Source organism: Caulobacter sp. BP25 (assembly GCF_002737755.1).
Taxonomy (GTDB): domain Bacteria; phylum Pseudomonadota; class Alphaproteobacteria; order Caulobacterales; family Caulobacteraceae; genus Caulobacter.
Genome location: NZ_PEGH01000007.1, coordinates 201,026 through 227,346 on the forward strand (window position 1 = coordinate 201,026; position 26,321 = coordinate 227,346).

17 protein-coding genes are annotated in these 26,321 nt (G+C 65.0%); 11 read left to right on the plus strand and 6 right to left on the minus strand.

What is annotated here, in order from left to right; all coding sequences use genetic code 11:
• Positions 1-110: 110 nt before the first annotated feature.
• Positions 111-3,002, minus strand: a complete 2,892-nt coding sequence (locus CSW59_RS04830; protein WP_099442960.1) for a TonB-dependent receptor — start codon at positions 3,000-3,002, stop codon at positions 111-113.
• A gap of 292 nt (positions 3,003-3,294) precedes the next feature.
• On the opposite strand from CSW59_RS04830, the gene CSW59_RS04835 reads away from it, so the two are divergent.
• Positions 3,295-4,392, plus strand: coding sequence for a CapA family protein (locus CSW59_RS04835; RefSeq protein WP_099442961.1), 1,098 nt, complete (start codon positions 3,295-3,297; stop codon positions 4,390-4,392).
• A 116-nt stretch (positions 4,393-4,508) separates the two neighbouring features.
• Here CSW59_RS04835 and CSW59_RS04840 read toward each other — a convergent pair whose 3' ends face one another.
• Positions 4,509-6,590, minus strand: a complete 2,082-nt coding sequence (locus tag CSW59_RS04840; RefSeq protein ID WP_099442962.1) for a TonB-dependent siderophore receptor — start codon at positions 6,588-6,590, stop codon at positions 4,509-4,511.
• A 139-nt stretch (positions 6,591-6,729) separates the two neighbouring features.
• Between CSW59_RS04840 and CSW59_RS04845 the strand changes: the two genes are divergently transcribed.
• The 3 genes from CSW59_RS04845 to CSW59_RS04855 are packed head-to-tail and all read left to right on the plus strand — an operon-like array spanning position 6,730 to position 10,252.
• The gene (locus tag CSW59_RS04845) at positions 6,730-7,464 is read left to right on the plus strand and encodes an ABC transporter ATP-binding protein (RefSeq protein ID WP_099442963.1); all 735 of its coding nucleotides are present in this window, start codon (positions 6,730-6,732) and stop codon (positions 7,462-7,464) included.
• Complete coding sequence (locus tag CSW59_RS04850) at positions 7,461-8,909, plus strand: DUF3526 domain-containing protein (RefSeq protein ID WP_099442964.1); 1,449 nt, start codon at positions 7,461-7,463, stop codon at positions 8,907-8,909. The genes CSW59_RS04845 and CSW59_RS04850 overlap by 4 nt, the downstream gene beginning before the upstream one ends.
• Positions 8,906-10,252: a DUF3526 domain-containing protein gene (locus tag CSW59_RS04855; RefSeq protein WP_099442965.1), complete on the plus strand. Its 1,347-nt coding sequence runs from the start codon at positions 8,906-8,908 to the stop codon at positions 10,250-10,252. The genes CSW59_RS04850 and CSW59_RS04855 overlap by 4 nt, the downstream gene beginning before the upstream one ends.
• A 139-nt stretch (positions 10,253-10,391) precedes the next feature.
• Here CSW59_RS04855 and CSW59_RS04860 read toward each other — a convergent pair whose 3' ends face one another.
• On the minus strand, positions 10,392-11,354 hold the full coding sequence (locus CSW59_RS04860) for an MBL fold metallo-hydrolase (protein WP_099442966.1): 963 nt from the start codon (positions 11,352-11,354) through the stop codon (positions 10,392-10,394).
• A 320-nt stretch (positions 11,355-11,674) separates the two neighbouring features.
• Here CSW59_RS04860 and CSW59_RS04865 point away from each other — a divergent pair, with 320 nt between their 5' ends.
• From CSW59_RS04865 to CSW59_RS04875, 3 genes are all read left to right on the plus strand, one after another.
• Positions 11,675-12,727: a purine nucleoside permease gene (locus CSW59_RS04865; protein WP_099442967.1), complete on the plus strand. Its 1,053-nt coding sequence runs from the start codon at positions 11,675-11,677 to the stop codon at positions 12,725-12,727.
• 202 nt (positions 12,728-12,929) lie between these two features.
• Complete coding sequence (locus tag CSW59_RS04870) at positions 12,930-16,172, plus strand: TonB-dependent receptor (RefSeq protein WP_099442968.1); 3,243 nt, start codon at positions 12,930-12,932, stop codon at positions 16,170-16,172.
• A 67-nt stretch (positions 16,173-16,239) separates the two neighbouring features.
• Positions 16,240-17,832, plus strand: a complete 1,593-nt coding sequence (locus CSW59_RS04875) for an adenosine deaminase (RefSeq protein WP_099442969.1) — start codon at positions 16,240-16,242, stop codon at positions 17,830-17,832.
• 15 nt (positions 17,833-17,847) lie between these two features.
• Here the strand turns inward: CSW59_RS04875 and CSW59_RS04880 are convergent, their stop codons facing one another.
• Entirely contained in the window at positions 17,848-18,753 is a 906-nt protein-coding gene (locus CSW59_RS04880) for a LysR family transcriptional regulator (protein ID WP_099442970.1), read from the minus strand.
• 376 nt (positions 18,754-19,129) lie between these two features.
• Positions 19,130-20,305: an IS481 family transposase gene (locus CSW59_RS04885; protein WP_099442224.1), complete on the minus strand. Its 1,176-nt coding sequence runs from the start codon at positions 20,303-20,305 to the stop codon at positions 19,130-19,132.
• Between the two features lie 133 nt (positions 20,306-20,438).
• On the opposite strand from CSW59_RS04885, the gene CSW59_RS04890 reads away from it, so the two are divergent.
• The gene (locus CSW59_RS04890; RefSeq protein WP_099442971.1) at positions 20,439-21,398 is read left to right on the plus strand and encodes an alpha/beta hydrolase; all 960 of its coding nucleotides are present in this window, start codon (positions 20,439-20,441) and stop codon (positions 21,396-21,398) included.
• A gap of 142 nt (positions 21,399-21,540) precedes the next feature.
• On the opposite strand, the gene CSW59_RS04895 is transcribed toward CSW59_RS04890, so the two are convergent.
• On the minus strand, positions 21,541-24,024 hold the full coding sequence (locus CSW59_RS04895; protein WP_201722716.1) for a TonB-dependent receptor: 2,484 nt from the start codon (positions 24,022-24,024) through the stop codon (positions 21,541-21,543).
• A 226-nt stretch (positions 24,025-24,250) separates the two neighbouring features.
• Between CSW59_RS04895 and CSW59_RS04900 the strand changes: the two genes are divergently transcribed.
• The 3 genes from CSW59_RS04900 (at position 24,251) to CSW59_RS04905 (ending at position 26,286) form a co-directional block, all read left to right on the plus strand.
• Entirely contained in the window at positions 24,251-24,742 is a 492-nt protein-coding gene (locus CSW59_RS04900) for a hypothetical protein (protein ID WP_099442972.1), read from the plus strand.
• Positions 24,743-24,889, plus strand: a complete 147-nt coding sequence (locus tag CSW59_RS20725) for a hypothetical protein (protein ID WP_161495017.1) — start codon at positions 24,743-24,745, stop codon at positions 24,887-24,889. It begins immediately after the preceding gene.
• Between the two features lie 164 nt (positions 24,890-25,053).
• Complete coding sequence (locus CSW59_RS04905; protein WP_099442973.1) at positions 25,054-26,286, plus strand: polysaccharide lyase family 1 protein; 1,233 nt, start codon at positions 25,054-25,056, stop codon at positions 26,284-26,286.
• Positions 26,287-26,321: the final 35 nt, after the last annotated feature.

Sequence of the window (26,321 nt, forward strand, 5' to 3'; positions counted from 1 at the left end):
TGCCGCGTAGCGGTGCTTGAAGATTTATGGAGTGGCTCATGGCGCGTCCTGCCAGCGAGAAAGGTCGAGGCGGCCGAGGGATGGGAGCCCCGGCCGCCTCTCGTCAGGGTCTAAAACTTGGCTGAGACCCGGACGTACCCGAAGCGTCCGCGCGCATCGTAAGTGTAGATGTCGTAGTTGATCGGCGCGTTCGCGTAGGAAGCCGGCGGAGCCTTGTCGAAGATGTTGCTCACGCCGATGCTGATTGAGGCGTCACGCTTGTCGAACTGATATCCGCCCTCAAGATCGTTGTAGAAGATCGCCTTGGTCTTGGCGTCCTTGACCGCGTTGGCGACATCGGTCGTCGAGCCGATGTAGCGACCGCGCCACAGCGCGTTCCATGCGCCGCCGGTCCAGCTGAACGACGCTTGGCCCTTCCAGTGCGGATAGGTCGACCGCGGCTGGTCACCCTTGCCGGCACGTTCGTCGACAATGGCCGCGCCGCCGGCCGGGTTCGGGCTCGTGGTCTTGAAGCTCTCCAGATACGAGGTGTCGAGCACGGCGGCAAAACGGCCCAGATCGGTGCTGAACTCATAACGCAGGGTGCTGTCGACGCCCGAGGTTTTAACCTCGGCCAGGTTCTGGACGCCTTGCAGCAGATTGGTGATGGCGCCGGTCGAAGGGTCGCGAGTGACCAGGTTGCAGAATACACCGCCGCGCTGAGCGCAGAGGCTTAGGATCTGGGTGGCCGACTGGCTGGCGATCGCGTCGTGGACCGTGATTTGGTACCAGTCGACGGTCAGGCTGAGCCCCGGGGCGAAGCGCGGCTTGATGGCGACGCCGGCGCTGTAGGTGTCGGCCGTCTCGGCTTTCAGCTTGGTGTTGCCCGAGATCGTGCCCGCGATCAGGCCGTTCAGATTGAAGTTGGCCTGGTTGTAGCCTGTCGGCACACCGGCGCAGCCCGGCAGGTTCGGATTGGCGGAGGCGCCGCCGTTGCAGGGATCGGTTCCCTGGAAGCTGGTCTGACGCCCGCCCTGATAGAGTTCCAGGATCGACGGCGCGCGGAAGCCTTGCGCGTAGGTGCCGCGAACCAGGATGTCCTGAATCGGGCGCCAGCCCACACCGGCCTTCAGGGTGCTGTCGCCGCCCACGGTGTCGTAGTCCGAGTAGCGAGCCGCCAGACTGATATCGAGCGCCTTGGCCAGCGGAACGTCCTTCAGGAGCGGAATGGCCGCTTCGACATAGACTTCGTTGAGGCTGTATTGGCCCTTGGTCGCGCTGCGTGTCTGAGCCGTGGTGGTGGTGTTGCTGGCGTAGGCCGTGCCCGCTGCGGGCGTCGGGATGTTGGTGGGCAGAGCGTTGACATAGGGATCTGGGCTATCCGAAGCTTTGTTCTTCCGATGCTCGAGGCCAGCGGCGATCGCCAGCGGACCAGCTGGCAGCTGGAACACTTCACCGGTGATGTTGGCCGTCAGATCATAGATCTCGGTCTCGTTGGACTCGCGCGCCGTGTAGCGGATGTAGGCGGCCTGCTCGGCGGTCATGCCGGAGAACAGGTTGATCGGCACGCAACCGGCCGTGGTAGCGCAGGCTGCGCCCAGTCCCAGGGCCAGCTTGTCGTAGTTGACGCCGTTGCGCGCCTCGCTGTCGATCTTGTTCTTTGAATAGAGAGCGTAGACGTCCCACTTCCAGTCGCGACCCAGAAGGTTCAGCTCGCCGTCGAAGCCGCCGGCGACACGGTAGGTCTTTACGTCCTGCACGTTGTCGCGGTTGCCGACGTCGGTCATCACCTTGCGGATGCGCCAGGCGGAGTTGGCCGCGAAGGTGAGCGCGTTGGCGGTCGGGACGCCGTTGGCAGTACCGAACGGGTTGTAGGCTTGGCTCGCGGGGATCGCGAAGCCGCGGATCGTGCCGGCCGAGCCGCCGATATCGAGCAGGACCGGCGAGAACAGCTGATCGGACTTGCGCTGGTTGAACAGCACCTCGCCCTTGAAGCGGACGTTGTCGCTGATGTCCGAGGTCCAGCGCGCGTAGACGCCGTAGCGCTCGCTGGGGCCGGTCGAATAGATGCCCTGAGCCTGGGTGTTGTAGTAGTCGCCGGGCAGGGCTGCGGTATGGAAGGCGTTGTCGGCGAGACCGCCTGCGCCGATCGTCGCGCCCGCGTTGAAGGCTACCGGCGCGCTGGACGATGCAAAGCCCGAGGCCGTGCCGAAATAGGTATTGTTCGACAAGCCCGGCAGGATGAAGAGGCCGTTCGGGCTGGTGCCCGGAGATGTTGCCGGGACCAGGGTGACGCGGGTCAGATCGCGCGACGAGGTCAGAATCGGCTTGTCCTTGACGTAGCTGAGCGACACCAGAAGCGCGCTCTTGTCGAAACGCTTGCCGAAATTGGCGACGCCCGAATAGGTCTGGCCGTCGCCGTGCGTCGTGCCGCCGTACTTGGCCTGAACCTTCAGTCCGTTAAAATCGCGTGCGGTCTTGATGTTGACCACGCCGGCGATCGCGTCCGCGCCATAGATCGCCGAGGCGCCGTCCTTCAGCACCTCCACGCCTTCGATCATGCCCAGCGGCATGGTGTTGAGGTCTACGAAGTCGCGGAAGCCGCGTTGACCGACCCCGTCGACCCAACGGTGGCCATCGACCAGGACCAGCACGCGGTTGCCGCTCCCCTCGGCGCCGCCGAGGTAACGGAGGTTGATCGAGCTGGCGCCGTATGAGGTGCCTTGCGTGCCGTTGGTGCTGAGGCTGACCCCCGCCGACGGCAGCTTCTGCAGCAGTTCGCCGACCGAACCGGCGCCGGACTGCCTGATGTCCTGCTCGGTCAGGGTCGTGACGACGCCGACGGAGTCTGCATCCTTGCGCTGAATGCGCGAACCGACGACGATGATTTCCTCGACCACGTCGGTGGTCGGCGTCGCGGCCGGCGCAGCGACTTGAGCCATGGCTGGCGCGGTGATCATCCCCGCCATCAAGGCGGCGTAAGCGGCTCCGGCGCGCAGGGCGCGCGGGTTCAACACGTTCATTCTACCCCCTCGTTGTCGTCCATCTACCGCGCCGACCGCGCGGTTCCCCTCGACACGACAAAGCCTAGGTGGCGGTCATTTCAACGCGCAATGACATTGGGTCGACTGATCGACTTATGCGCGTAGCGCATAGGGTGTGTAACCTTTATGCATGTTAATTATGGGGCTCACCCATGCCTCCGGCGCCGCCCGGCGGTCATCCGTGTCCAGCATCGCGACATGTCCTGCCGTCATGGGCTGGCTGCCTCGAAGACTCCCGACCTATGATCAGGAGTTAAGTCGAGGAGAGCGCATGAACCGTAGGAACCTATTGGTCGCGGGGATGGGATTGCTGGCGGTTCCGGCGACCGCCAAATCGCGTCCCTTGCGAGTTGCCTTTCTAGGCCAAGCCTTGATTGAACACGTCGTCGATGACGACGCGTGGCCGGGTCGCCAAGCTCTGCAGGCGCGGCTGCGGCGCAACGATGTGTGCTTCACCAACCTTGAAACCGTGATCCGCGGGGCCCGCGCTGGCGCGCCGACCCGTGAAAGCCTGACAGTGCACGCGGGCGAGCCCGGGATCCTGCGGGTGCTCGACGAAATGGGCGTCAATCTTGTCGCCACCGCGAACAACCATGCGTTCGACCTGGGATCCGGCGGCATTCTCGACACGATAGAGGCGCTGGAGCGTCAGGGGCTGGCGTTCGCCGGGTCTGGCGCGAACCTCGCCGCCGCCGCTGCGCCGGGCTATCGCAAGGCGCCGGCCGGCGCGGTGGCGCTGGTCGCCTTCGCGACCGGCAAGGTGCGGGAGGGTGGCGCGGCCACCCCGAGCCGTCCGGGTGTTAATGAGCTGCGTCGCGGACCGACCGGTGATCCTGTCGAAGAGGATCTTGCCCGCGTGCTCGCCGCGATCGCCAAGGCGCGGAGCGCGGCTCAAGTGGTGATCGCCTATCAGCATAATCACGACTGGGAGCCTGCGATCGTGGATGTGCCGGCCTGGCAACGCGATCTGGCGCGCCGCTGCGTCGACGCTGGCGCCGCTGCCTTCGTCGGTCACGGCGCGCCCCTGCTTCAAGGTGGGGAGATTTATAAGGGTGCGCCGCTGCTTTACGGTCTAGGCAACTTCATCTTTCAGACAGAGAAACCGCAAGGCGCCTATCCGCCGTCGGCTTGGTCGAGCGTCTTCGCGGAATGCGTCTTTGACGGCGGCCGCATGGTCGATCTGCGCTTTGAGCCGATCGTCCTCAATGAGATCGGTCGCGGCGGCCCGACCGACATGGAGACGCGCGGCTTTCCACGGCTCGCCAGCGCGACGGAACGTCAGGCCATTCTCGACGGCCTGTCCGCCCGTAGCGCCGTATTGGGACCGTCGCTGCGTTTGGGCTCTAGCGGAGAAGCGATCATCAGGTAAGGGCGCTGCTACAAGCCCCTTGTCGCGGATCCGCCGACCAATGCCTCAGGTCCGCGATCCACAGGCCGCACCTCCACGCAGGGCGCGAGGAGGTGCGGGGTTGGGACAGAGCGAGATTAGAAGCTCACGCGCAACTTGCCGGTGACCGTGCGAGGCGCGCCGGGGGTGATCCAGAGGTCGCTGTACGAGCTTTCGAGATAGTAGGTGTTGAACAGGTTCTCGACGTCGAGGTGCAGAGAAACAGCCTTCGAAACCCGGTAGGCGAGGTTCGCGCGCACCGTGACGTAGTCCGGAAGCTTGAAGCCCGAATTGACATCATCGCCCGCGCGTTCGCCCGTATAGACCACGCCGCCGCCGAGCGTGACCGACCCGGGCTCTTCGCCGTTCGATCGCCAGTTGGCATAGAGCGCGCCGGAGTGCAGGGGGATATTGCTGAGGTGGCTGCCCAGCATGTTGGCGCGGGTGTCGCGGGTGACCTCGGTGTCGGTGTAGGCGTAGACGGCGGTGGCCGTAACGCCCTTTGGAAGGCGTAGATTGGCTTCGACTTCCACGCCCTGGCTCCGTGCCCCGCCGACCGGGATGAAGAAGCCGCTATTGGACGGGTCGTTGACCAGGATGTTCTCCTTGTCGATGCGGAACAGCGAGGCCGTGCCGGTCAGGCGACCCGCCGCATCCCACTTCACACCCGCTTCCCAGGCCTCGCCTTTCTCGGGCGGGAACGCACCGCCGGCCGCGTCCGCGCCCTGGTTGTAGCGGAACGAGCGCCCCCAGCTGACATAGGCCGAGACGCTCTCGCTGGGCGCCCAGGTCAGGGCGGCGCGCGGCGAGGCCTGTGAAGGCGACTGCCGAGTGACCACGCCGTTGCGGTAGTTGGTGTTGGTCTGCCGGACCCAGTCCTGGCGCAGGCCGACCAGCAGCGTGAACTGGCTGCTGAGGGTCACTAGATCCTGCATGTACAGGCTTTCGCCGCTCAGTTCCTCCAGGAGGTTCTGGTTCAGCGATGCTACTGGCTTGGCCTGGCCATAGACCGGCTTGAGGATATCGATCGCATAGGGCGAAGCCGCCGTCGGGTTGAACCGATAAAAGATGCGGTGCTGCTCGTAGGAGAAGGCGTCCGCGCCGGCGCGGAACTGGTGCTCCAGCCCACCCAGGCGCCCGTCGAAGCTCAGTTCGACCCGGCCCGACAGATCGTCCCAAGTATAGTCGTGGATGCGAAGCTGACGGCGCAGCTGCGTCCCGATCAGGGCGCTGTTGTGGGTGGATTGGCCCCTGAACGAGCCGTCGCGATACTGCACGCCCGCTTCGACCGCGACACTGGGGCTGAAGTTGTAGGTTGCGCTCAGCTGATGCTGGAGCGTTTTCTGGGTGATATCGCCGTCGTTCGGCTCGCCCAGGAACCGCTCGCGGGGCAGGGCCTTGCCATTGCCGCCGACCGCGACCAAGCCGCGGTCATGCACGAAGTGCACGGTGTTGGCTTCCAGTTGATAGAGGAACCGCAGGTCGTCGGACGGCTTCCAGGCCAGCGAGGGCGCCAGCAACAGCCGATCGCTGCCGACATAGTCGCGCCAACCGTCGGTGTCCTGATAGACCGCGATCATGCGCGCCGAGACGCCATGTCCAAGCGGCCCCCCCGCATCGCCGACCACCCGCTTGGTGTCGAAGCTGCCGTACGAAAGCTCGCCCGAGGCGTGAGCGGTGTCCTGCGGGGCCTTGGTGACGATGTTGATCGAACCGCCAGGTTCACCCTTGCCCGAGAGGGCCGAGGCCGGACCCTTGAGGACCTGGAAACGCTCCACGGTGGCGACGTCTCGACGGGCGTTGAAGCCGCGATTGGCGGTGAAACGGTTTACCAGCAGGTCGGGGCCTTGATTGATGTCGCCCGAGAAACCTCGGATGGCGTAGGCGTCCCAGGCGCCGCCGAAGCTATTCTGGCGCGCCATGCCGCCCGCGAGATCGAAGATATCGGAGAGGTTGGTGATGCCCATGTCGGCGATCAGGGTCTCGTCCAGCACCCGAACGCTCTGGGGCAGGCGAAGTGGGTCGATGACGATCCCGTTGATGCTGGCGCTGGCGGCCCGCGAGCCGGTGATCACGACGCCTTCGACCTCGTCGTCTCTCGTTTGCGCTGCGGCCAGATCGCCGAGAGCGAACTGGGGAACGCTGGCGCAGAGGGCGAACAGAAGAGCCTTGGAAGTCATGCTATGGGTCTCGCTGGAGAACGGCGGTTTTAACGCGCCGGTCGATAGGCGAGGGGTTGCCTACAGGTCAAGGCAATTGTTACGGTATAACATCACGTGGCTGCGCAAGTGGCGCCACGAGCGGTTTTGAGGGTGTGGCGTGACGACAGAGGGTGAAGGCAAGGCGATTCAGATCGAAGACCTCGTGGTGCGATACGGAGACCGCCAGGTCATTGACCATCTGTCGCTTGGGGTCGCCGCCGGAGAGGTCTACGGCCTGCTGGGCGGCAATGGCGCGGGCAAGTCAACGACCTTGCAGGCGATCCTCGGGTTCGTTTCACCGACCTCCGGCCGTGTTCGTGTCGTTGGGCTTGATCCTTCGGCTGAGCCGGTGGGCGTGCGTCGCGCTATCGCCTACATCCCTGAGAACGTCGCCCTCTACGATCATCTCAGCGCCCGTGAGAACGTCGACTATTTCCTGCGACTGGCGCGGTTGCGGCCCGAGCAAGACGAGATGGAGGCGGCGTTCCGGACCGTCGGCTTGGCGGAGGAGGCTTGGAGCCGCCCCGTATCGGGCTTCTCCAAGGGAATGCGGCAAAAGACGGCCATCGCCCTGGCGCTGCTGCGCCGCGCCTCGGTGCTGCTGCTGGACGAACCGACGTCGGGCCTCGATCCTGGCGCAACGGCGGACTTCAACGCCCTGGTGTCGCGCCTGCGCGGGGAGGGGGCGGCGATCCTCATAGTCACCCACGACCTGATCGGCGTCGCCGACATCGCCGATCGGATCGGTTTCCTGGAGAAGGGGCGCATCGGCGACGAGATGGTCGCCGAGGGACCCGACCGCTTTGATCTGCGGGCCTTGCACGATCGTTTCGCGAGGGTGCGGGCCGCATGAGCGTGATCCTGTCGGTGGCGCATAACGAGCTGCGCCACCTCGTTCGTAGCCGCGTGGCGCTCACGGGGCTGATCCTGGTCGCCTTGCTGACCTTCGCCGCGGCCCTGACGTCGCAAGCCTACCAAGCCGATCAAGCGGCCCTGCGCGAGCGCCTGCAGCACGCGGCCGACGAGGACTTCGAGGCTCAACCCAACCGCCATCCCCATCGCGTTGTGCACTTCGGCCATTTCGCGATCCGGCCCGCAAGCGGCTTGGCCGCGATGGATCCGGGCGTGGAGGCCTACACCGGGAACATGATCTTCCTCGAGGGACACCGCCAGAACAGCGCCAACTTCGGCGACGCGCGGCAGTCCTCGTTGTTGGTGCGGTTCGGGCAACTGTCGCCCGCGCTGGTTCTGCAGGTCATCGCGCCGCTGCTGCTGGTCTTCATCGGCGCGGGCATGGTGGCGGGGGAACGTGAGCGTGGAACCTTGCGGCAGTCGCTGCTGGCGGGGGTGTCGGGCGGCGCGCTCCTGGCTGGCAAGGGCCTGGCGCTCGGCGCGGCCGCGCTCGTTATCTCGGCGCCCGCTTTCGCCCTGCTGCTGTGGCTAGGCGTGAGCAGCGCCGCGAGGCTTTCAGCCGTCGCCTTGAGCGCCGGCGGCTATCTCGCCTATCTGGCGTTCTGGACCCTTCTGATCATCGCCGTTTCAGCCACCGCGCGCCGCAGCCGCTCGGCCTTGATCGCTCTGGTCGGCGCCTGGACGTTCGCCGTGGTGCTGACGCCGCGTGTCTCGCCGGAGATCGCCGCCGCTCTCGCGCCGCTTCCGACCCGAGTCGAGACCGATATCGCCGTGCAACGGGACCTGCGCGCCATGGGCGACAGCCACAACCCGAATGATCCCTATTTCGCGGCCTTCAAACAAAAAACGCTCAAAGCGTATGGCGTCGAACGGGTCGAAGACCTGCCTGTCAACTATCGCGGCCTGCTGGCGCTGGAGGGCGAGAAGCTGACCTCAAGCCTCTTCAATCGCTACTCCAACCAGGCCTTCGCGGCGATGGAGGCGCAAGGTCGCGTGATGGACGCCTTGGTCGTGGTCAGTCCGACCGTGGCGATCCGGCGCCTGTCCATGACTCTTTCGGAGACCGATCTCTTCGCCTATCGCCTGTTCCTAGAGCAGGCAGAAGCGTATCGCTACGATCTCGTGCAGCGGCTCAACCGTCTGCAGGCGACGGCGGTGACGGCCGCCGACGACGCGGCCAAGAGCAAGAGCGCTTCGGCTGAGGCACGAAGCCGAATCTCGGCTGAGTATTGGCGCGCCATGCCGCATTTCGACCCGGCACGGCCCTCTGCTGCGGACGTCATGGGGCGCGCCTTGCCGGCGCTGGCCGCCCTTCTCTTCTGGGTCGTGGCTGGAGCCCTATTCGCCGCGCAGGCAGGTCGTCGTCTGAACAGGAGCGCCGCATGACCAGCCTCCTTCGAGAAGCGCGTTTCCTGCTCAGCCTGAGATCGGCGGCCTTGGCGATCGCCTGCCTTTTTCTGCTCACTGCCGTCGCGATTGGCGCGGGCCTCGTCGAGGTCGCACGTCAGGAGGCGGCCATCGCCCGGATCGGCCCCCAACAGAAGGCGGATGTCGCGGCGGTCGCCGCCTGGGCGTCCAAGGGGCGAGATCCGGGAGACGCCGCCTACTACACTTTCCATGCGACCTGGGATCCGCCATCGGATCTCGCGTTCGCTGCGATAGGAACGCGGGACGTGTCGCCCTATGTCCTGCGTGTGCGGGCTCTGGGCCTTGAGGCTCAGCTCTATGAGGGCGAGATCGGCAATCCGGAAGCGGCCTTGCCCGGACGCTTCGACTTCGCCTTTGTGCTGGTCTATCTGGCGCCACTGTTCGTCATTCTTCTGTTCCATGACCTGCACTCCGGAGAACGCGAGGCCGGTCGCCTTCGCGCACTTGAGGCCTCAGTCGGGTCGACGTTTGGATTCTGGGGCGCTCGCGTCGCCGTGCGTGGAGCGGGGCTGTTCATCGCCTTGGCGATCCCTTTCCTCGTCGGCGCCGCAGTAGCTGGAACCGCAGCCTGGAAGGTCGCGGCCGTCCTGACCGTGATCTTGGCCTATCTCGCGTTCTGGATCGTGCTTGGCCTCGTCGTGGCGCGGGCGGCCCGCAGCTCGCTGGCCAACGCCATGACTCTGGCGGCAGCCTGGATGGCGCTGACCCTGATCTTGCCCGCGATCGGCCATGTCGTCATCAACAGCGCCATACCTCTCCGTCAGGGCATGGAACTGGGCGTGAAGCAGCGTACCGCCGTTCACCGCGCCTGGGACGTTCCAAAGTCCGAAACCATGAACGCCTTCTTCCGCACCCATCCCGAATGGAAGGACACCGCGCCGCTGACCGAGGCGTTCCATTGGAAATGGTACTTCGCCTTCCATCAGGTGGGCGACGAGGCGGCCGGCGATTTGGCCCGTCGCTATCATGATGGTGTTCTGGAACGAGCGGCCTGGAGCGAGCGGCTGGGCATGGTCACGCCCGGCGTCGCCACGCAGTTGGCCCTTCATCGCTTGGCGGCCACCGATCCGGCGGCTCAAATCGCCTATCAGGATGGTATCCGAGCGTTCCACGGCCAGTTGCGGCGCTTTTACTACCCCTATCTTTTTAGGGACAAGCCGTTCGATCGCGCCGACTTCGATCGTGCGCCGGCCTTCCAGCCGACCTCGGAAGACGGTAGCTGGCCGGGAGCGTTGCTCGCCGGCGTGGTCCTCATGACCTGTCTGGTGGGAGCGCTTGGCGTCCTGCGCTCAAGGCGCTGAGAAAATTCCAGGTCCGGGGCAAAATGACGTCACCAGTCTTCGCGCTTTCGGAAGATCCCCAAAAGGCCCAGCTTGTGCTGGGTCTTTTTACCTGAGCAGATGCGTCGGTACGGGAAGGGTAGGGGGAGAAAACGCCGGTCTAGAGCGCGTACGGCCGACCCTGCTCCATGATGATGAAGTTGAAAAAGCCGAGGTCATGAAGCTGTCGGCTCACGGTCTCCCGATTGGATGGCGGCGCTTCCGACGGCTTGATGTGCGTGACGAGGATCGGCAACGCTTTCATACGAGCGTCGTTTCCGACCATGCCGCGCAAGGCCTGAAGCTCCTTGCCGAGCCATGACGGAGTCAGGTGCCCGTAGAGCTGATTGTCGGGGACGGGGTCGGGATAGGACGCCTCGATCAGGATTCCGCGTAGCCGCCCTTGCTGTACGAGGGGCGCCACCGCGCGCCAGAGGTCATTCAGGTGGGTAGACCCCTCGACCGCGTCCGGGCCGGTGTCGCCTAGGCACAACAGGGCGTCTGATCCACTTTGGAGCAGAAACGCCGTCGACGGTGAGCCGGCGTGTGACAGCCGGTAGGCGGTGACGCTGATCGCCGTCCCGGCGATCAGCGTGGGCGGACCGCCGGGTTCGAGGTCGCGGTAGTGATATCGAGCAAGACGGGGCGCAGCGCCGCGATCGCCCATATTGGGCCAGGCGCTCCAGTTGAAATAGTGATCCGCGAGCGCTTGGTTCACAGGAGCCAGCGCCATGATGTCCTTCTTCGTGTCGTTCGGAGAGGCTAGGACGAGGCCCGCGACATGGTCGAGGTGGGCGTGGGTGATCAGGTAGGCGCTAATGGAGGCCATGACCTCTTGGCGAGACGCGGCGCGAGGATAGCCTCCGCGGCGCTGAGCCTGGTCGATGCCCGCGGCGAGCGTACCGGCGTCGCACATTACCCCCGATCGCGCGCCGCGCGCGGTGATGTGATAGGCGCTTGTCGGCTCCTCGATACCGCCGTTGACGCCGAGGGCCACGAGGTCGAAGGCGGGCGAGGGCGGCGCGGCGCCCGTGAGCAGCAGAAGCGCTGGAAGCAAGGCGCGCAGATTGGCTCGACGTCTCATCCCGCTCCACTCGACTCGCTCGCAGCCCAAGCTATGGCCGCGACCGTGGTGCGTTGCAACTTAAGGCGCCAGCCATGTTTGAAGCGCCCGTAGAGGGCGGCGGAAGGGCCGCCGCCCAAAGCGGCAGGCGACGCCAAAGATGCTCAGTCTGGTGTCACACTAAAGTAAGGCTTTATTTCATTTCCGGGCTTGCTTGACCCAGGCTGCCCCCGCGCCCTTGCATCCCTGGCGAACACGTCATGTCGATTTTGCAACGCTCCGTCGCGAAGCCGTTAGGGCGTATCCGATAGTGATCGAACGGTTAGTTTTGGGGTAGGATTATGTCGAGCTTGGTCGCGCTGATACGCCGAACGCTACTGGCGGCGGCCCTTGCGGGGATGGCGACGACCTCGTCCCTGGCTCAGGCGCCCGTCTTGCCGCCGACAACAGCCAGCGCCGTCGCGCCCATTCCGATCCGTGTCGTCGTCGTCACCGCTTATGCGCTCGAGGACAAGGCCTGGATGGCGCAGGCCCCGCAGACGTTCGACTTTCCGAACGGCGTCGCGCCACTGGGCTACAACCCCGCCAAGGGTGTCCTGATCGTACGCACCGGCGTGGGCACCAACCATGCCGCCATCACCACCTTCGCCTTAGGGACCGATCCGCGCTTTGATCTTTCCAAGGCCTATTGGGTGGTGGCCGCCATCGCCGGGGTAAACCCAGACCAGGCCTCGCCAGGCTCGGCGGCGTGGATCGGCAACGTTATTGATGTCGACTTCGGCAAGTGGGTGGATCCGCGCGAGGCGCCCGCTGAGTGGACCGGCGGCTATCCGCCGTTCCAGCCGCCGCGTCCTGGCCGACCCGACAGCGTCTACTACCCTCTCAACATCGGTCTGCGTGACTGGGCCTATGAACTGACCAAGGCCACGCCGCTGCCCGACACCGAGGCTCTGCGCAAGGCCCGAGCCTCGTTCTCAAGCTATCCCAATGGCTACAAGCCGCCGTTCGTGCTGACCGGGGATGAGATCTCCGGACAGGCCTACTGGCACGGCGCGATGCTGACCAAGCGCTACGCCAAGCTGGCGAGCGACTACAGCGGCGGCAAGAGCCAGTTCGTGATGACCGCCATGGAGGACACCGGGGTGGCCAACGCGCTGCGCCGTCTCACGACTGTCGGCAAAGCCGACTATAGCCGACTGCTCGTGCTCCGCACGGCCAGCAACTATTCGCAACAGGCGCCCGGTGAAAACGCGGTCGAGAGCATGAACCGCCCTTACGCCGGTGTCGGCGACGCGGCGGCCTACGCCGCGCACGCTTTGGCCGGTCAGGTCGTCGACGCCCTCACGGCGAATTGGAGCGTCTATCGCGACACGGTTCCAAGCGTCGCGCGCTGAGATTTTAGAACGGCGAACCGACAGAGCGTCGGTTTAGCCGCGAGGACGCGACAAGCGTCCCGTATCGAGGAGGAAGCGGCCAGAAACCCTGATCTCGGGGCTGGCCGCGCATTGGCGCGCCGGGTGATCGGGCGGCGAAACGGCTTCAGTTCGGTGCGGCCCCGGGGGGAACCGCGGCGCACCACCATCCAGGGGGACTAAGATGCGACATCTTTATGCCGCGAGCGCCATCGCGCTCGCCTTGTCGGCCACCGCTACGGCGGTTGTCGCACAGGAAACGACTTCCTCGATCCGTGGTTCGGTGACAGCCGCAGGCAACGCCGCCGTGGGCGCGAGCGTCAGCGCCGTGCACCAGCCCTCGGGCACAACAGCTACCGCGACGACCAACAGCGCCGGCGCCTTCAACCTGACCGGTCTGCGCCCCGGCGGCCCCTACACCGTCACGGTGACCGCGCCGGGTTTCACGCCGGTCACCTCCCAGAACGTCTTCCTGTCCGTGGGCCAGCCCTACAACCTGCCGGTCGTCGTCGGCGACGCCGAGGTCGAGGCGCTGGTCGTCACGGCCGCTCGCGCTGAACGTTCGGGGCCCCTGGTTTCGGTGTTCGACCGCGACAGCATCGCCAGCGTCGCCTCGGTGTCGCGAGACATCCGCGACATCGCGCGGCGTGACCCGTTCGCGTCCTTCAACCCCAGCACCCGGGGCGTCTCTATCGCCGGCCAGAACGGCCGGACCAATCGGTTCTCGGTCGACGGCGTTCGCTTCTCGGACAACTTCGGCCTGAACCAAGGCGGGCTGCCGAGCGCGCGTGGCCCGATCCCGCTGGACGCCATCGAGCAGCTCTCGGTCAAGATCGCGCCCTACGACGTCTCCGAGGGCGACTTCCAGGGCGGTTCGATCAACGTCGTGCTGCGCTCGGGCGGCAACCGCTTCACCGGCGCCGCAGGCTACACCTATTCGAACGACAGCCTGATGGGCGACAAGTCTAAGGGCGCCGCCTTCTCGCAGGACATGACCTCCAAGACGCGCAACGCGTTCCTGTCCGGTCCGATCATCAAGGACAAGCTGTTCTTCGCCTTCGCCTACGAGAAGCTGAACGAGACCGTTCCGTCCGTCTTCGGCCCGCCTGGTTCCGGCAACGCGGTTCCCAACCTGACCCAGGGCCAGATCGACCAGGTCACGTCTATCGCCAAAAGCATCTACGGCTACGACACGCTCGGCGTGCTCACCAGCCGTCCCGAGATGGATCGCAAGTGGACGCTGAAGCTCGACTGGAACATCAGCGACAATCAGCGCCTGTCCTACTCCACGATCCAGAACAAGGGCGAGACCGTGGCGCTGAGCGGCGGCAGCTCGTCGAACACCTCGCCGAGCCTGGGCCTTGGGTCCTACGCCACGCACGAACCCGAGCGGGTTAAGACCCACGTCCTGCAGCTGAATTCGAAGTGGACCAACGCATTCAGCACCGAGTTGCGCGCGAACTATCGCGAGTCGATGAAGATCCCAGTTTCGTTCGGCTCGCCGGGCTATAGCGACATCACCGTCTGCCTCGACCCCCTCGCGGTCGGTTCCTTGAATCAGTGCACCCAGACGGGGACCCCGCGTCTGATCTTTGGCACCGAGGCGTTCAGTCAGGCCGATGTCGTCGGCCAAAAGCAATACGGCGCCGAGTTCATCGCCCGCTATAACTTCGGTGATCACGCCTTCAAGCTGCACGCCGCCTACAGCCGGCTGAAGATCTCCAACACCTTCGTCGCCAATTCGCTGGGGACCTACTATTTCGACTCCCTGGCCGACTTCCAGGCGCGGCAGGCGGGTCAGCTCCTGTACCAGTATTCGATCACCGGCACGCTTTCGGACGCCAGTGCGAGCTTCGACTATGATCAGCTGACCTTCGGCGCCCAGGACAGCTGGGACATCACGCCGGAGGTGAACGTCACCGTGGGCGTGCGGGCAGACGGCTACAAGATGAAGGACGAGGCCCCGCTCAAGCAGGCCTTCGTCAACCGCTACGGCTTTGCCAACAACGCCAATATCGACGGCGATCTAGTCGTCCAGCCGCGGGTCGGCCTGACCTGGCGTCCTTCTGACCGCCTGACCGTCCGCGGCGGCTTTGGCCTGTTCAACGGCGGTTCGCCCGACGTCTTCGTCGGCAACAGCTTCTCGGCGGCCGGCGTGTACACCAACACCGTCACGGTGGGACGCGCCGTGGGCGGCACGGGCTGCACGATCCCAGCCAGCGTGCCAAACGCGGCGGCCATCTGCGCGGCGGCGCTGAACAATGTGCAGGGCAACAAGATCGACCCGTTGGTCTCGGGCTACCTGCAGACGAACACCGCCGCCCTGGGCGCTTCGCCGACCTCGTTCATGCTGCCGAGCTTCAAGCTCCCCGCCCAGTGGAAGACCAACCTCTCGCTCGACTATGTGGCCGACCTCGGCTCGACGCTGGGCGACGGATGGCGCTTCGGGGGCGATCTGTTCTACGGCAAGACCGACAGCGCCGCCTACTACACCGATTTCCGCCTGACCCAGGTAGGCACGGCGCCGGACGGCCGTCCGATCTACGCCGACACCTACACCAACACCGCCAACAGCGATCTGGCCATGAAGCACACCGATCGTGGCAGGTCGCTGATCGCCGTGGCGCGGGCCAGCAAGTCCTTCGACTTCGGTCTCGACGCGGGCGTCAGCTACACCTACTCGGACATCAAGTCGCTGTCGGACATGGGCACCTACGCCTCGGGCGGCTCGACGGCCAGCGGCACCTACGGCGCTCAGCCGATGGTCGATCCGAACCAGCCCGCCTACGGCACCTCCAGCTATGAGGTTCGGGATAACTGGAAGTTCAATCTCGACTATAGCCACGCCTTCTTTGGCGACTACAAGACCAGCTTCAATCTGTTCGGCGAGCTGCGCTCGGGCTCGCCCTACAGCCTGACAATGAACACAACCACGTCCAACAGCCGCTCGACCCTGTTCGGCACGACCGGAGGCTCCAACCGTTACCTGCTGTACGTGCCGAACGTGTCCAGCATCACGGCCGACTCCAGGGTCACCTACGCCTCGACAGCCGTCTACGAGGCTTTCCGTGACTTCGTGCAGGCCAACGGCCTGAAGCAGGGGGTCATCGAGAAGAACACCGAGAAGTCGCCTGACTACTTCAAGGTCGATCTGCATGTTGAGCAGGAGCTGCCCGCGCCTTTCCTGGGCGGGGCGCGGTTCAAGGTGTTCGGCGACGTCGAGAATCTCCTGAACCTGATCAACAGCGATTGGGGCTCCTATCGGACCTACAACCCGCTGACCTCGGTCGTGAACGTCGCCTGCGCCCAGCAAGCCGGCGCAAGCTGCAACCAGTACAACTACACCGCCTTCACCAAGCCGACCCTGCAACCCAACGCCCAACTGGGCGTGTGGCGCGCGCGACTTGGGGTTCGCTTCGAGTTCTGATCTGCTTGACTTGAAGCGACGGCCTCGGCGCAAGCGTCGAGGCCGTTTTCGAGCCCAAGAGGAACATATGACGTCCGCGCACAAGATTAGCCTGACGGCCTTACTAGCCGCCGCGTGTCTGGTGTTCGCCGCGCCGGCCAGGGCCCAAACGGCGCCAGACGCCGATCTGGACGCGCTGTTCGATCGGGCGGCGACCTCGCGGCCATTGCTGCGCATTCTTTTGACCAAGCTGCCCAAGGGGGCGGACCTGCATAACCACGCCGGCGGCGGTACCTATGCAGAGGACTTCATCGCCTGGGCGGCGGACGCCGGCGGATGCTTCTCGAAGTCGACCCAGTCGTTGGAGCCGGGGCCCTGCGCGGGTAATGCGGATCTCACGCCGCTGCGTGGACTCCCAGAGCGCGATCCCGATCTTTACAGCGACATCATCGACGCGCTCTCGACGCGACGCTTCGACCAGGGCGTCGGAGATCCGGAAATCTCCGGCCATCGCCGGTTCTTCCGCACCTTCGGGCGCTCGGGGAGGGGAGGCGGTGTCGATCGCGGCGTGCGGATACAGGCCGAGGCGCTGCGGCAGGCGGCTCTCGACAATACGCTTTATCTGGAGCTGATGGCGGGCTCGAGCGCCTCGCGTCCCATAATCGAGGCGTCGGCGGCGCTGCCCTGGGTCGACCCGTGGATCAAGACCGCCGACGGTTCGCCGCCTGATCGTCTGGACGTAAAGCTTCTCCGTGAACGGCTCGATCGGTTGGAACCCGTGATCGCCAAGGCCACGGCGGCCGCCACGGTTTTGGCCGACTCCAACGACAAAGCGATCGCGGCCCTCAATCGCTGCGGGGCAGCCAAGCCCGAGCCAGCTTGCGCGGTGACTCTGCGATACCTGCTGTCTATCTCCCGTCAGCGACCGCCTGAAGTGGTGTTTGGCCAGATGGCCGCCGCCTTCGCCCTCGTGAAGGCCGATCCGCGCTATGTCGGGATCAACATCCTCGAACCCGAGGACGGCCCGGTGTCGCTGCGAGATTACAGCCTGCACATGCGCCTCTTCGCCTTCTTCAAGGCGCTCTATCCGGATGTGCCGCTGACCTTGCACGCCGGCGAGCTAGCCATGGGCCTGACACCGCCGCGCGACATGCGCTTCCACATCACCGAAGCCGTCGAGATCGCCGGCGCCCGTCGGATAGGTCACGGCGTGGCGATCGCCTATGAGGATAACCCCGAAAAGCTCCTGGCGCGTATGGCGCGCGACAAGGTGGCCGTCGAGATCAACCTGACGAGCAACGACGTGATCCTGGGCGTGAAGGGCAAGGATCACCCGCTGTCGCTCTATCTGGCCGCGGGTGTGCCGGTGACCCTCTCGACCGACGATCTGGGGGTCTCGCGCAGCGATCTCACCAACGAGTACATGCGCGCGGTCGTGGAACAAGGTGTTCGCTACAGCCAGCTCAAACAGATGTCACGCAACAGTCTGACCTACTCGTTCCTGCAGGGCGTCAGCCTTTGGGATGGCCCTTGCGCCTCGTTGAAGGGCCCTACGCCCTCAGCGCCCTGCGAGGCCATCTTGACGGTAAGTCCCAAGGCGCGCGATCAGTGGCGCCTGGAGAGAGCCTTCGATGCGTTCGAGATCGAGCTGAGGACGATCGTCGCGAAGCTGGCGCCGTAGGACGGGGAGCGGCGGCTAGCCCATGGGCTGGAGCTCGCGCACCAGCTCTATGAACAGGCGCAGCGCCGCCGGAACCTGTCGGCGCGATGAATAATAGATATGGAACCCGGAGCCGACCGGTGACCAGTCTTGCAGAACGGCCCTCAAAGCGCCGTTGGCGAGGGCGTCGCGGACCATCGGCTCGGCGACATAGAATAGGCCCGCGCCCCTCGACACGGCAGCCAGTCCAACCTCCCCTTGATCGACGATCAAGGCGCCCGGCGCGTTGATCTCGACCCGCTCGTCACCCCGCTCGAACTCCCAGCGATAGATGCTGTCATCGTCGATCCGGATGCGGATGCAATTATGAGATAAGAGATCTTCGGGAGTAAGCGGAACGCCATGGCACTCGAAGTAGTCAGGCGAGCCGACGACCAGCCAGCGGACATCGACCGAAAGGCGTTGCGCGACCATGTCCTCGGGAACTGTCCCGCCATAACGGATTCCGGCGTCGAAGCCGCTGCCGATGACGTCGATCATCCGATTGCTAACCGAAATCTCGATCTCGACGTCCGGATAGCGCTGCATGAACTCGGCCATGACCGGGCCCACCAGGTGGGCGGCCGCCTCGGTGGGAATGTTGATGCGGACGCGTCCCATCGGCGCATCGCGGAAGTGGTTGATCACATCCAGGCCCTGGCCGATCTGTTCGAAAGGCCCCTGGATCACCTGCTGTAGCGCCTCGCCGGCGGCGGTCGGGGTGACGCTTCGGCTCGTACGGTTGAGCAGCCGCACGCCCAGGCGCTCTTCCAGACCGCGCAGGGCGTGGCTCAACGCCGACGCACTGATCCCCAGTTCCAAGCCAGCCTTGCGAAAGCTGCGACGCCGGGCGATCTCTAAGAAAGCCGAAAGATCGGCAAGGTCCGATCGGCGAAACTGCATACTCGCGCGCCTCCGGAGCGTGGGTTTCTAGACCGCCTTGCTTGATAGCCTGACGCGCCCGCAAGGCGCGGTCGTCTCATGGCGGCGGCGCGCCGAGAGTGAATCCCCGCGCGACCGCTCGCGACTCTCGCATCATTCACCGCAGTAATGAAATCTATTCATTGAAGCCGGAGGTCGGGTCTCGTCGAGGCTGAGCGGCATTCATCGCCTTGTTCGACCAGTGACCACTTATGCCTGGGGAAGCCGACTTCCACCTTGGTCGAAGTCGCCATTCCGCGCGACCGAACCTACGGAGCCGCAATGCTATCGCGCCAGTCCTTTGTCCGAAGCGCCGCCTTATCGGTCCTGGCCCTCATATCATTGCCCGCCCTGGTGTTCAGACCGGGTAGATAGCGGACACCTGTTCGGAGACATGGCGGACACTTTTGGGAAGGGTCAAGTCGATGGTTGCGATCTGGTGTGAGGCGAAGAAGACGCCGTAGAGGCCGTCGCGTTCCAGGGGGCGCAGAGCGAGGGTTTCGCCTTGGAAGGCCTTAGGGACCCGCCAGAAGCGGCCCTTGAACTGGACGTAGGCCTTGGTGGTGGAGACGGTGCGGAGGATATCGGCGCTGTCGTACTGGGGCTGGGGGGCTTGGCGGGGCATGGATCTTGGGCTGGTCCGATAGCGACTGGCGGGACAAGCCTGGTCGAGCGCTTCGTGGGGACGCTCGTGATTGTAGAGTTCGCGCCAGCGATCCAGGGCGCGCTGGACCTGAGCGAAACTGTCGAAGGGCTGCAGGTCGAAGACCTCGGCGGCCAGGGAGCGGTGGAAGCGCTCGATCTTGCCCCGGCTCTGAGGATGGTAGGGGCGGCTGTAGAGCACCTGGACGCCCAGCTTGAGCAGCCAGACAGCCAGTCGCGTCCAACGCTCGCCACTGGCCTCGCCCCAGGGCGGTCCATTGTCGACGAAGAAGGCCTGAGGCAGGCCGTGATGGCGGAAAGCCCGCTCCAGGTGAGCCTTGACGGTGGCGCCGCGCTGGTCGGCGCAAGCCTGCAGGCCAAGCGAAAAGCGCGAATGGTCGTCCAGGATCGTCAGCGGATGGCAGCGCTCGCCGTTGGTCAGCTTGATCCAGCCCTTGAAGTCCATCTGCCAAAGCTCGTTGGGATGGCTCTTCTCGAACCGATTCCAGGCCTTGCCCGGTGAGGGCGGGAAAGCCTCGATCAACCCATGCCGGCGCAGGATCGCGTGCACCGTCGACACCGCGGGCGCGGCCGTTCCGCGCGCCTCCAGCCAGGCCTTCAGCTTGCGCGCCCCCCAGGCCGGATGCGCCTCCCGCGCCGTCAGCACCGCAGCCTCGATCTCCGATGAGCTGCGTCCTGGGCTCTCACGCGGTCGACGCGAGCGGTCCGCCAGCCCCTCATCCCCCGCCGCCGCCCGCGCCAGCCACTTGTAGCCCACGTCCGGACTTATCCCGAACCGACGGCATAGCTCCCGCCGGTTGGCTCCCTCCAGCAGCGCAAGCCTGACAAACGCCCGCCGCTCTTCCATCGCCGACACCTCGCGCCAAGGCATGGACCGCACTCCTCAAGAGCCTCATCCAGCCGATGATGTGTCAGCTATCTCCCCGAACAACCGTCAGGCATGTCCCCGGTCTGAACACCTGGCCCAGGCCGGGGGCGCCCGCCAAGCCAACAGGAAACCGCCCATGCCGACCAAAGAGTGGGACAAGACCTTCCCCAAGAGCGCCGCCGTCGATCACCGCAAGGTGACGTTCAAGAACCGCTATGGCCTGACCCTCGTCGGCGATCTCTACACGCCCAAGGCCGCCCCGGCGGGCCGCTTGGCGGCGCTTGTGGTCAGCGGTCCCTTTGGAGCCGTCAAGGAGCAGTCGTCGGGCCTCTACGCCCAGACCATGGCCGAGCGCGGCTTCGTGACCCTGGCGTTCGATCCGTCGTTCACTGGGGAAAGTAGCGGCGAGCCGCGCGATGTCGCCTCGCCGGACATCAACACCGAGGACTTCAGCGCCGCCGTCGATTTCATCGGCCTGCTGCCGAACGTCGATCGCGAGCGGATCGGCATGATCGGCATCTGCGGCTGGGGCGGCATGGCGCTGAACGCCGTCGCGGTCGACAAGCGCGTGAAGGCCGTCGTCGCCAGCACCATGTACGACATGACCCGCGTGATGTCGAAGGGCTACAACGACAGCCTCACGCCCGCGCAGCGGACCCAGATGCTAGAGCAACTGAGCCGCCAGCGCTGGATCGATGCCGAGAAAGGCGAGCCGGCCTACCAGCCGCCCTATAACGCCGAGTTGCGCGGCGGCGAGCCTCAGTTCGTGGTCGACTATCACGACTACTACGCCACGCCGCGTGGCTATCATCCGCGGGCGGTCAACTCGAAGAACGCCTGGACGGTGACGACGCCGCTGTCGTTCATGAACATGCCGATCCTGACCTACATCGCCGAGATCTCACCGCGCCCGATCCTGTTTATCCACGGCGAGAAGGCGCACTCCCGCTACTTCGCCGAGACCGCCTACGCCGCTGCGGCCGAACCCAAGGAACTGATGATCATCCCCGGCGCCGTTCACACCGATCTCTATGATCGCGTGGACATCATCCCCTTCGACAAGATGACCCATTTTTTCAGGGCAGCGCTCGGCTGATTGCCTGCCGCGCGATTCGAGGGGAAGGGCGCTCTAGGCTCTCTAAGCCTGGATGCCCCCGATCATTCTGGTCGTTGGATCAGCATCGCGCGCCAAACGGCTGGCCAGCGGAGGCAGCCAGTTTGACGCGCGGAGACATGGCCTAGAACGAAGCCCGTAGGGTCACGCCCCAGGTGCGCGGATCGCCCGGCTGGCCAGCGATGAGACCAGTGTTGCTGGGACCCACGGCCAAGAACTCGAAGTAGTTCTCGTCGAAGGCGTTGCGGACCCAGCCATAGAGGTTAAGGCCCTCATGAGTTCGGAAACCAGCCCGGAAGTTGGCGATCGAATAACCATCGACCCAGGTGTAGATCGAGGGCGAAGGATTGGACGAGAACTTGCTGCGGTAGCTGCCGTCATAGCCGACATAGAACTCACCAGCCTTGCCGAGGAAGTCGCCCGGAACATTGGCCTCGACTCCCAGGGCCACGCTCCACTTCGAGACGCCCGGCAGCCGCTGTCCCGACACGTCGCAGTTGGCCGGGCTGAGCGCCCCCGCCACGCCGGCCGCACCGGGCGTTTGGGTCCCCGTCGCCACCGTTCCCCCGGAGAGTTCAGGCGGGCAAGGCGCATCCACGAAGCGCACATATTTGGCGTCCGTGTAGGCGGCGTTGAGGTAGGTCGAGAACCGCGCGTTCGGTTGATACGCCGAATCCAGCTCCACGCCCTGGGTACGCACCTTTCCGGCGTTAGCCAGGTAGCCGCGCAACACGCCGAGCTGGCCGTTGGTCACCGTAGCCTGGTAGTTCTTGATGTCGCTGCGGAACACCGCGAGGTTGGCCGTCAGAGTGCGGTCCAGCCACTGGGTCTTCAGGCCGCCCTCGAAGTGATTGATGTCCTCGGGCTTGATCGACCCTGCCGCTTCGATCGGCTTGCCCGCCGCGTCGGTCGGAAGGCCGTTCTGGTTGATGCCACCCGTCTTGAAGCTCTTGGCGTAGGTGGCGTAGGCCAGCACATCGCGGTTTAGCTGGTAGCTGGCTGAAAGGTCGTAGGTGAAGTTCCAGTCGTCGAAGCTGGGAGCGCTCACCTGCGGCGTATAGACGGCCAGTTGCGCGGCTCGGCGCGCGCCCGTGTCGGTCAGAAGCACAGGCAATCCCTGACCGTCAAAGACCTTGCGCTCGTAGTAGCCGGACTTCTCGTCGTAGTTCAGGCGGACGCCCGGGGTCAGGGCAAAGGCGTCGGTGACCTTCCAGCTGAGCTGGCCAAACACCGCGAAGCTCTTGCTCTTCAACCACTGAGTGTTGAACGCCGTCAGGCCCGCCAAGACGCTAGGGTCGTTGGACAAGGCGTTGCTGGGCGCGATGTTCCAACGGCTAGCCGAGACGCCCTGTTGCTCGGTTCCCTGGGTGTCGATGCGCTGCTGGAAGGCGAATGCGCCGACCACCAAGTCATGAGAGTCCCAGGAGCGGTTGAAACGTAGTTCCTGGCTATATTGGTCCTGTTGCGACGGGTTTTGCGACTTCGCCACTATGGACAGGCCCAGGAAATCGCGGTCGTTCTGCGGCTCCCAGTCCCAGAAGCGCCACGCCGAAACCGAGGTCAGCGTGCCGCCGGCGACGCTCCAGACCACCCTGGCCGATGCGCCGCCAATCTTGTTGCCGGCGTTGAGCTCGGCGTCGACATCGGTGACGCGGTCGAAGGCGTTGGTGCTGGGGACCGCATAGCCCAGGGCCGCAGTCAGGGCCGCGTACTGACGGTTCAACGCCCGCTGCGTGGCGCCGGTGCGCACATAGATCTGAGCGTAACCCTCAGGATCCTGGGCGCTGTAATCAGCGGCCAGCGTGACCGACAGGTTCTCATTGGGTTTGAACAGCAGCTGGCCGCGCAGGCCCAGATTGTCCTGCTCGTTGATGTAGCGGCGGCTGGCGACGTTGTAGATCGTGCCGCGCCGGTGGGTGCTGGACACGGCCAAGCGCGCCGCGACCTTGTCACTTAGCGGCCCGGAGATGGCCGCCTTGGCTTGCTTGTACTCAAGATTGCCCAGCGAAACCTCAGCGTTGGCCTCGAAGTCGAAGGTCGGCTGGCGGGTGGTGATGTTGATCGCGCCAGCGGTCGTGTTCTTGCCGTAAAGCGTGCCCTGCGGACCGCGCAGGACCTCGATCCGATCGACGTCCAGGAAGTCGAAGGTGGCGGTGGCGACCCGCGAGTTATAGACGTCATCGACATAAATTCCGACGCCTTGCTCGAAGCCGTCACTGGTCAGGCCGAACGGCACGCCCAAACCCCGGATGTTTACCGACGTGTTGCGCGGGTTCGACGAGTAGAACTGCAGGGTCGGGGTAAGCTGCTGCAGGCGGCCGACATTGAACGACCCCGTCCCGTCCAGGCGGTCGCCGCCGACCACCGACACGGCCAACGGCACCGACTGCACGGTCTCGGACCGGCGGCGGGCGGTAATTGTCAGAGCCTCTACCGTGGCCCCAGCGACGTTCGAGCGATCAGCCGCAGTGTCTTCGGCGGTCGTTGACTCAGCAACGGCAACCGTCGCGTCCGCGATCACGCCGGCATAGGCCCCGCTGGCGCCGCCGCACAGCAGCGCCGCGAGTAGCAGCGCCCTGGTCGCATCGTTACGCTGGCTGAAAGACATGTCCGATCCCCTCGTTTGAAAATACGAAGGGACCAATACCCTTTAAATCCGATAGGAATAAATGTATTTAGCTGGGGCAGCCATTAGCAGAGCTGAAGAACCGGCTGACTGCGCCAGGCCTCTTCCTGATCCTTCGCGCTCAGCAAGGGCACGGCATACTCGACGCTACAAGCGCGGAGAGACCGCCGGTTGGCGGGCCCTTCGCCTCTTCGAGGGCGAGACCAAAGTGCTTAGCGACGAACAGCTGGCGCTTTTTAGCGGGCTTCCGCGACTGATCCCGACCAGCGAGGTCGTCTCGGATCGAGAGATCTGGGTGACGGCGACCGCGCTAAAGCCCGCCAAGACGACGAGGATCGGCGTCTCGGGCATCGCCAAGAGTCTGCGCGAGCAGCTCGTGGCCCTGCCGAATGTGGTGGTCGAGGACTTCAAGCCTGTTGCCCGCTACACAGCCATCGTCGCCTCGGGCCTGAAGACCGACGAGATCGTGCGTCGCCAGGTTGGCGAGCAGACCGGTCTCGAGGCCCAGCCCACCAAGGATGGCAAGCCGAAGCTTGTGCCGGGCGAGCTGCCGCCCGAGGTGCTGACCGCCATCCAGGCGGGCACGCCGCTGCTGGCGATGGTCCAGGAAGACGGACTCGCTGACGGTGTGGCCAAGCAACTGTCGGCCTTGGGGCTCTTCAGCTATTCCGGCCAAGTCGGCGGACTGCGGGCGCCGTAGATGGGCAACTGGAACTATGTTCGCGCCCATTCGACCTTTGCCGGTCTGCCAGACGATATGGCCCTGAGCGTGCTGCACCAAGTCGAGGGACAGCCGTTGAACGGTCTCCTGATCGACGGTCAGGACGTAGAGGTCATCGCCGCCTAAAGCCGCGACCATGACCGCAAGAACGGCGCGGCCAGCATCATTGCTCGCAAAGATAAGGCGCGTGTGCTGGTGCATCGCCTGCCGGACATGGTCAAACCGCTTCAATAGCGTTGGTTGGCCAACGCGATCGCCTGGCGGTCGAGCGGCGCATGAGGAGAAGCGGCATGATAACGCGACGCGATACTTTCCTGACCGCTGCGGCCTTCTCGTCGACGCCCGGTCTCGCGCTGGCGGCGCCTGGCAAGCCGAAGTTCGAGCGCTTGGGTTGGGCCGGCAAAACGCCCGGCGGCGAAGGCGGCAAGGTCATCCGGGTCAAGACCCTGGAGGGCGACGGCCCGGGCTCTCTGCGCGAGGCCGTCGCCGCCAAGGGCCCGCGCACCATCGTCTTCGACGTCGGCGGAGTGATCGACCTCAAGCGTCACAGCATCAAGGTGGTCGAGCCCTTCCTGACGATAGCGGGCGAGACCGCGCCGTCGCCGGGCATCACCCTGATCCGGGGCAGCCTGGCGATCGAGAGTCACAATGTCATCGTCCGCCATATACGCGTGCGCGCCGGCCGAGACGGCGAGGCGTTCAAGAGCGGATGGGAGGTCGACGGTATCACCTGCTGGAAGGCTCACGACGTCATCGTCGACCACTGCTCGGTCAGCTGGGCCACGGATGAGAACCTGTCGGCCTCGGGACCGCGCTTCACCGGAGGCGAGGATCCGGCCGGCTGGCGCGACGGGACCTCGCACTGCATTACCTTCAGCAACAACATCGTCGCCGAAGGCCTGTCGAACGCCAGCCATTTGAAGGGCGAGCACTCCAAGGGCAGTCTGATCCACGACAACGCCTACCAGGTGCTGATCGTCGGCAACCTCTATGCTCACAACCGCGAGCGCAACCAGTTGTTCAAGGGCGGCGTCGAGGCGGTGACGATCAACAACTACATCTACAATCCCGGCACGCGCTGCATGCACTACGCGCTGAACGCCTCGGAGTGGGTGCGTCACGCTTGGCGCAAGGGCCAGTTGGTCATCGCCGGCAATGTCGTGAAGGGCGGGGCGTCGACCCGGCCGGACCTGCCATTCCTAATCGTCGAGGGGCAGGGCGACCTGGAGCTCTACGCCCACGACAATCCGGCCTACTACGCCGATGGGACCGAGATGCCGCCGGTGCGGATCCTGAACACCGACCCGTTCCCCAAAATCAAGCTCCTGGGCAAGGTGCCCTTCTGGCCGGAGGGCCTGAGGCTGAAGCCGTCCAGCCAAGTCGCTGGACATGTGCTGAGCAACGCTGGCGCGCGGCCGTGGGATCGTGACGCCGTGGACAAGCGGATCGTCCGCGAGGTCAAAACGGGTGAGGGCAAGGTGATCGACGACGAGGCCGAAGTGGGCGGCTATCCAAAAGCTTGAAGGCCGAACTAGACCCGCGCTATCGCCGCATGAAA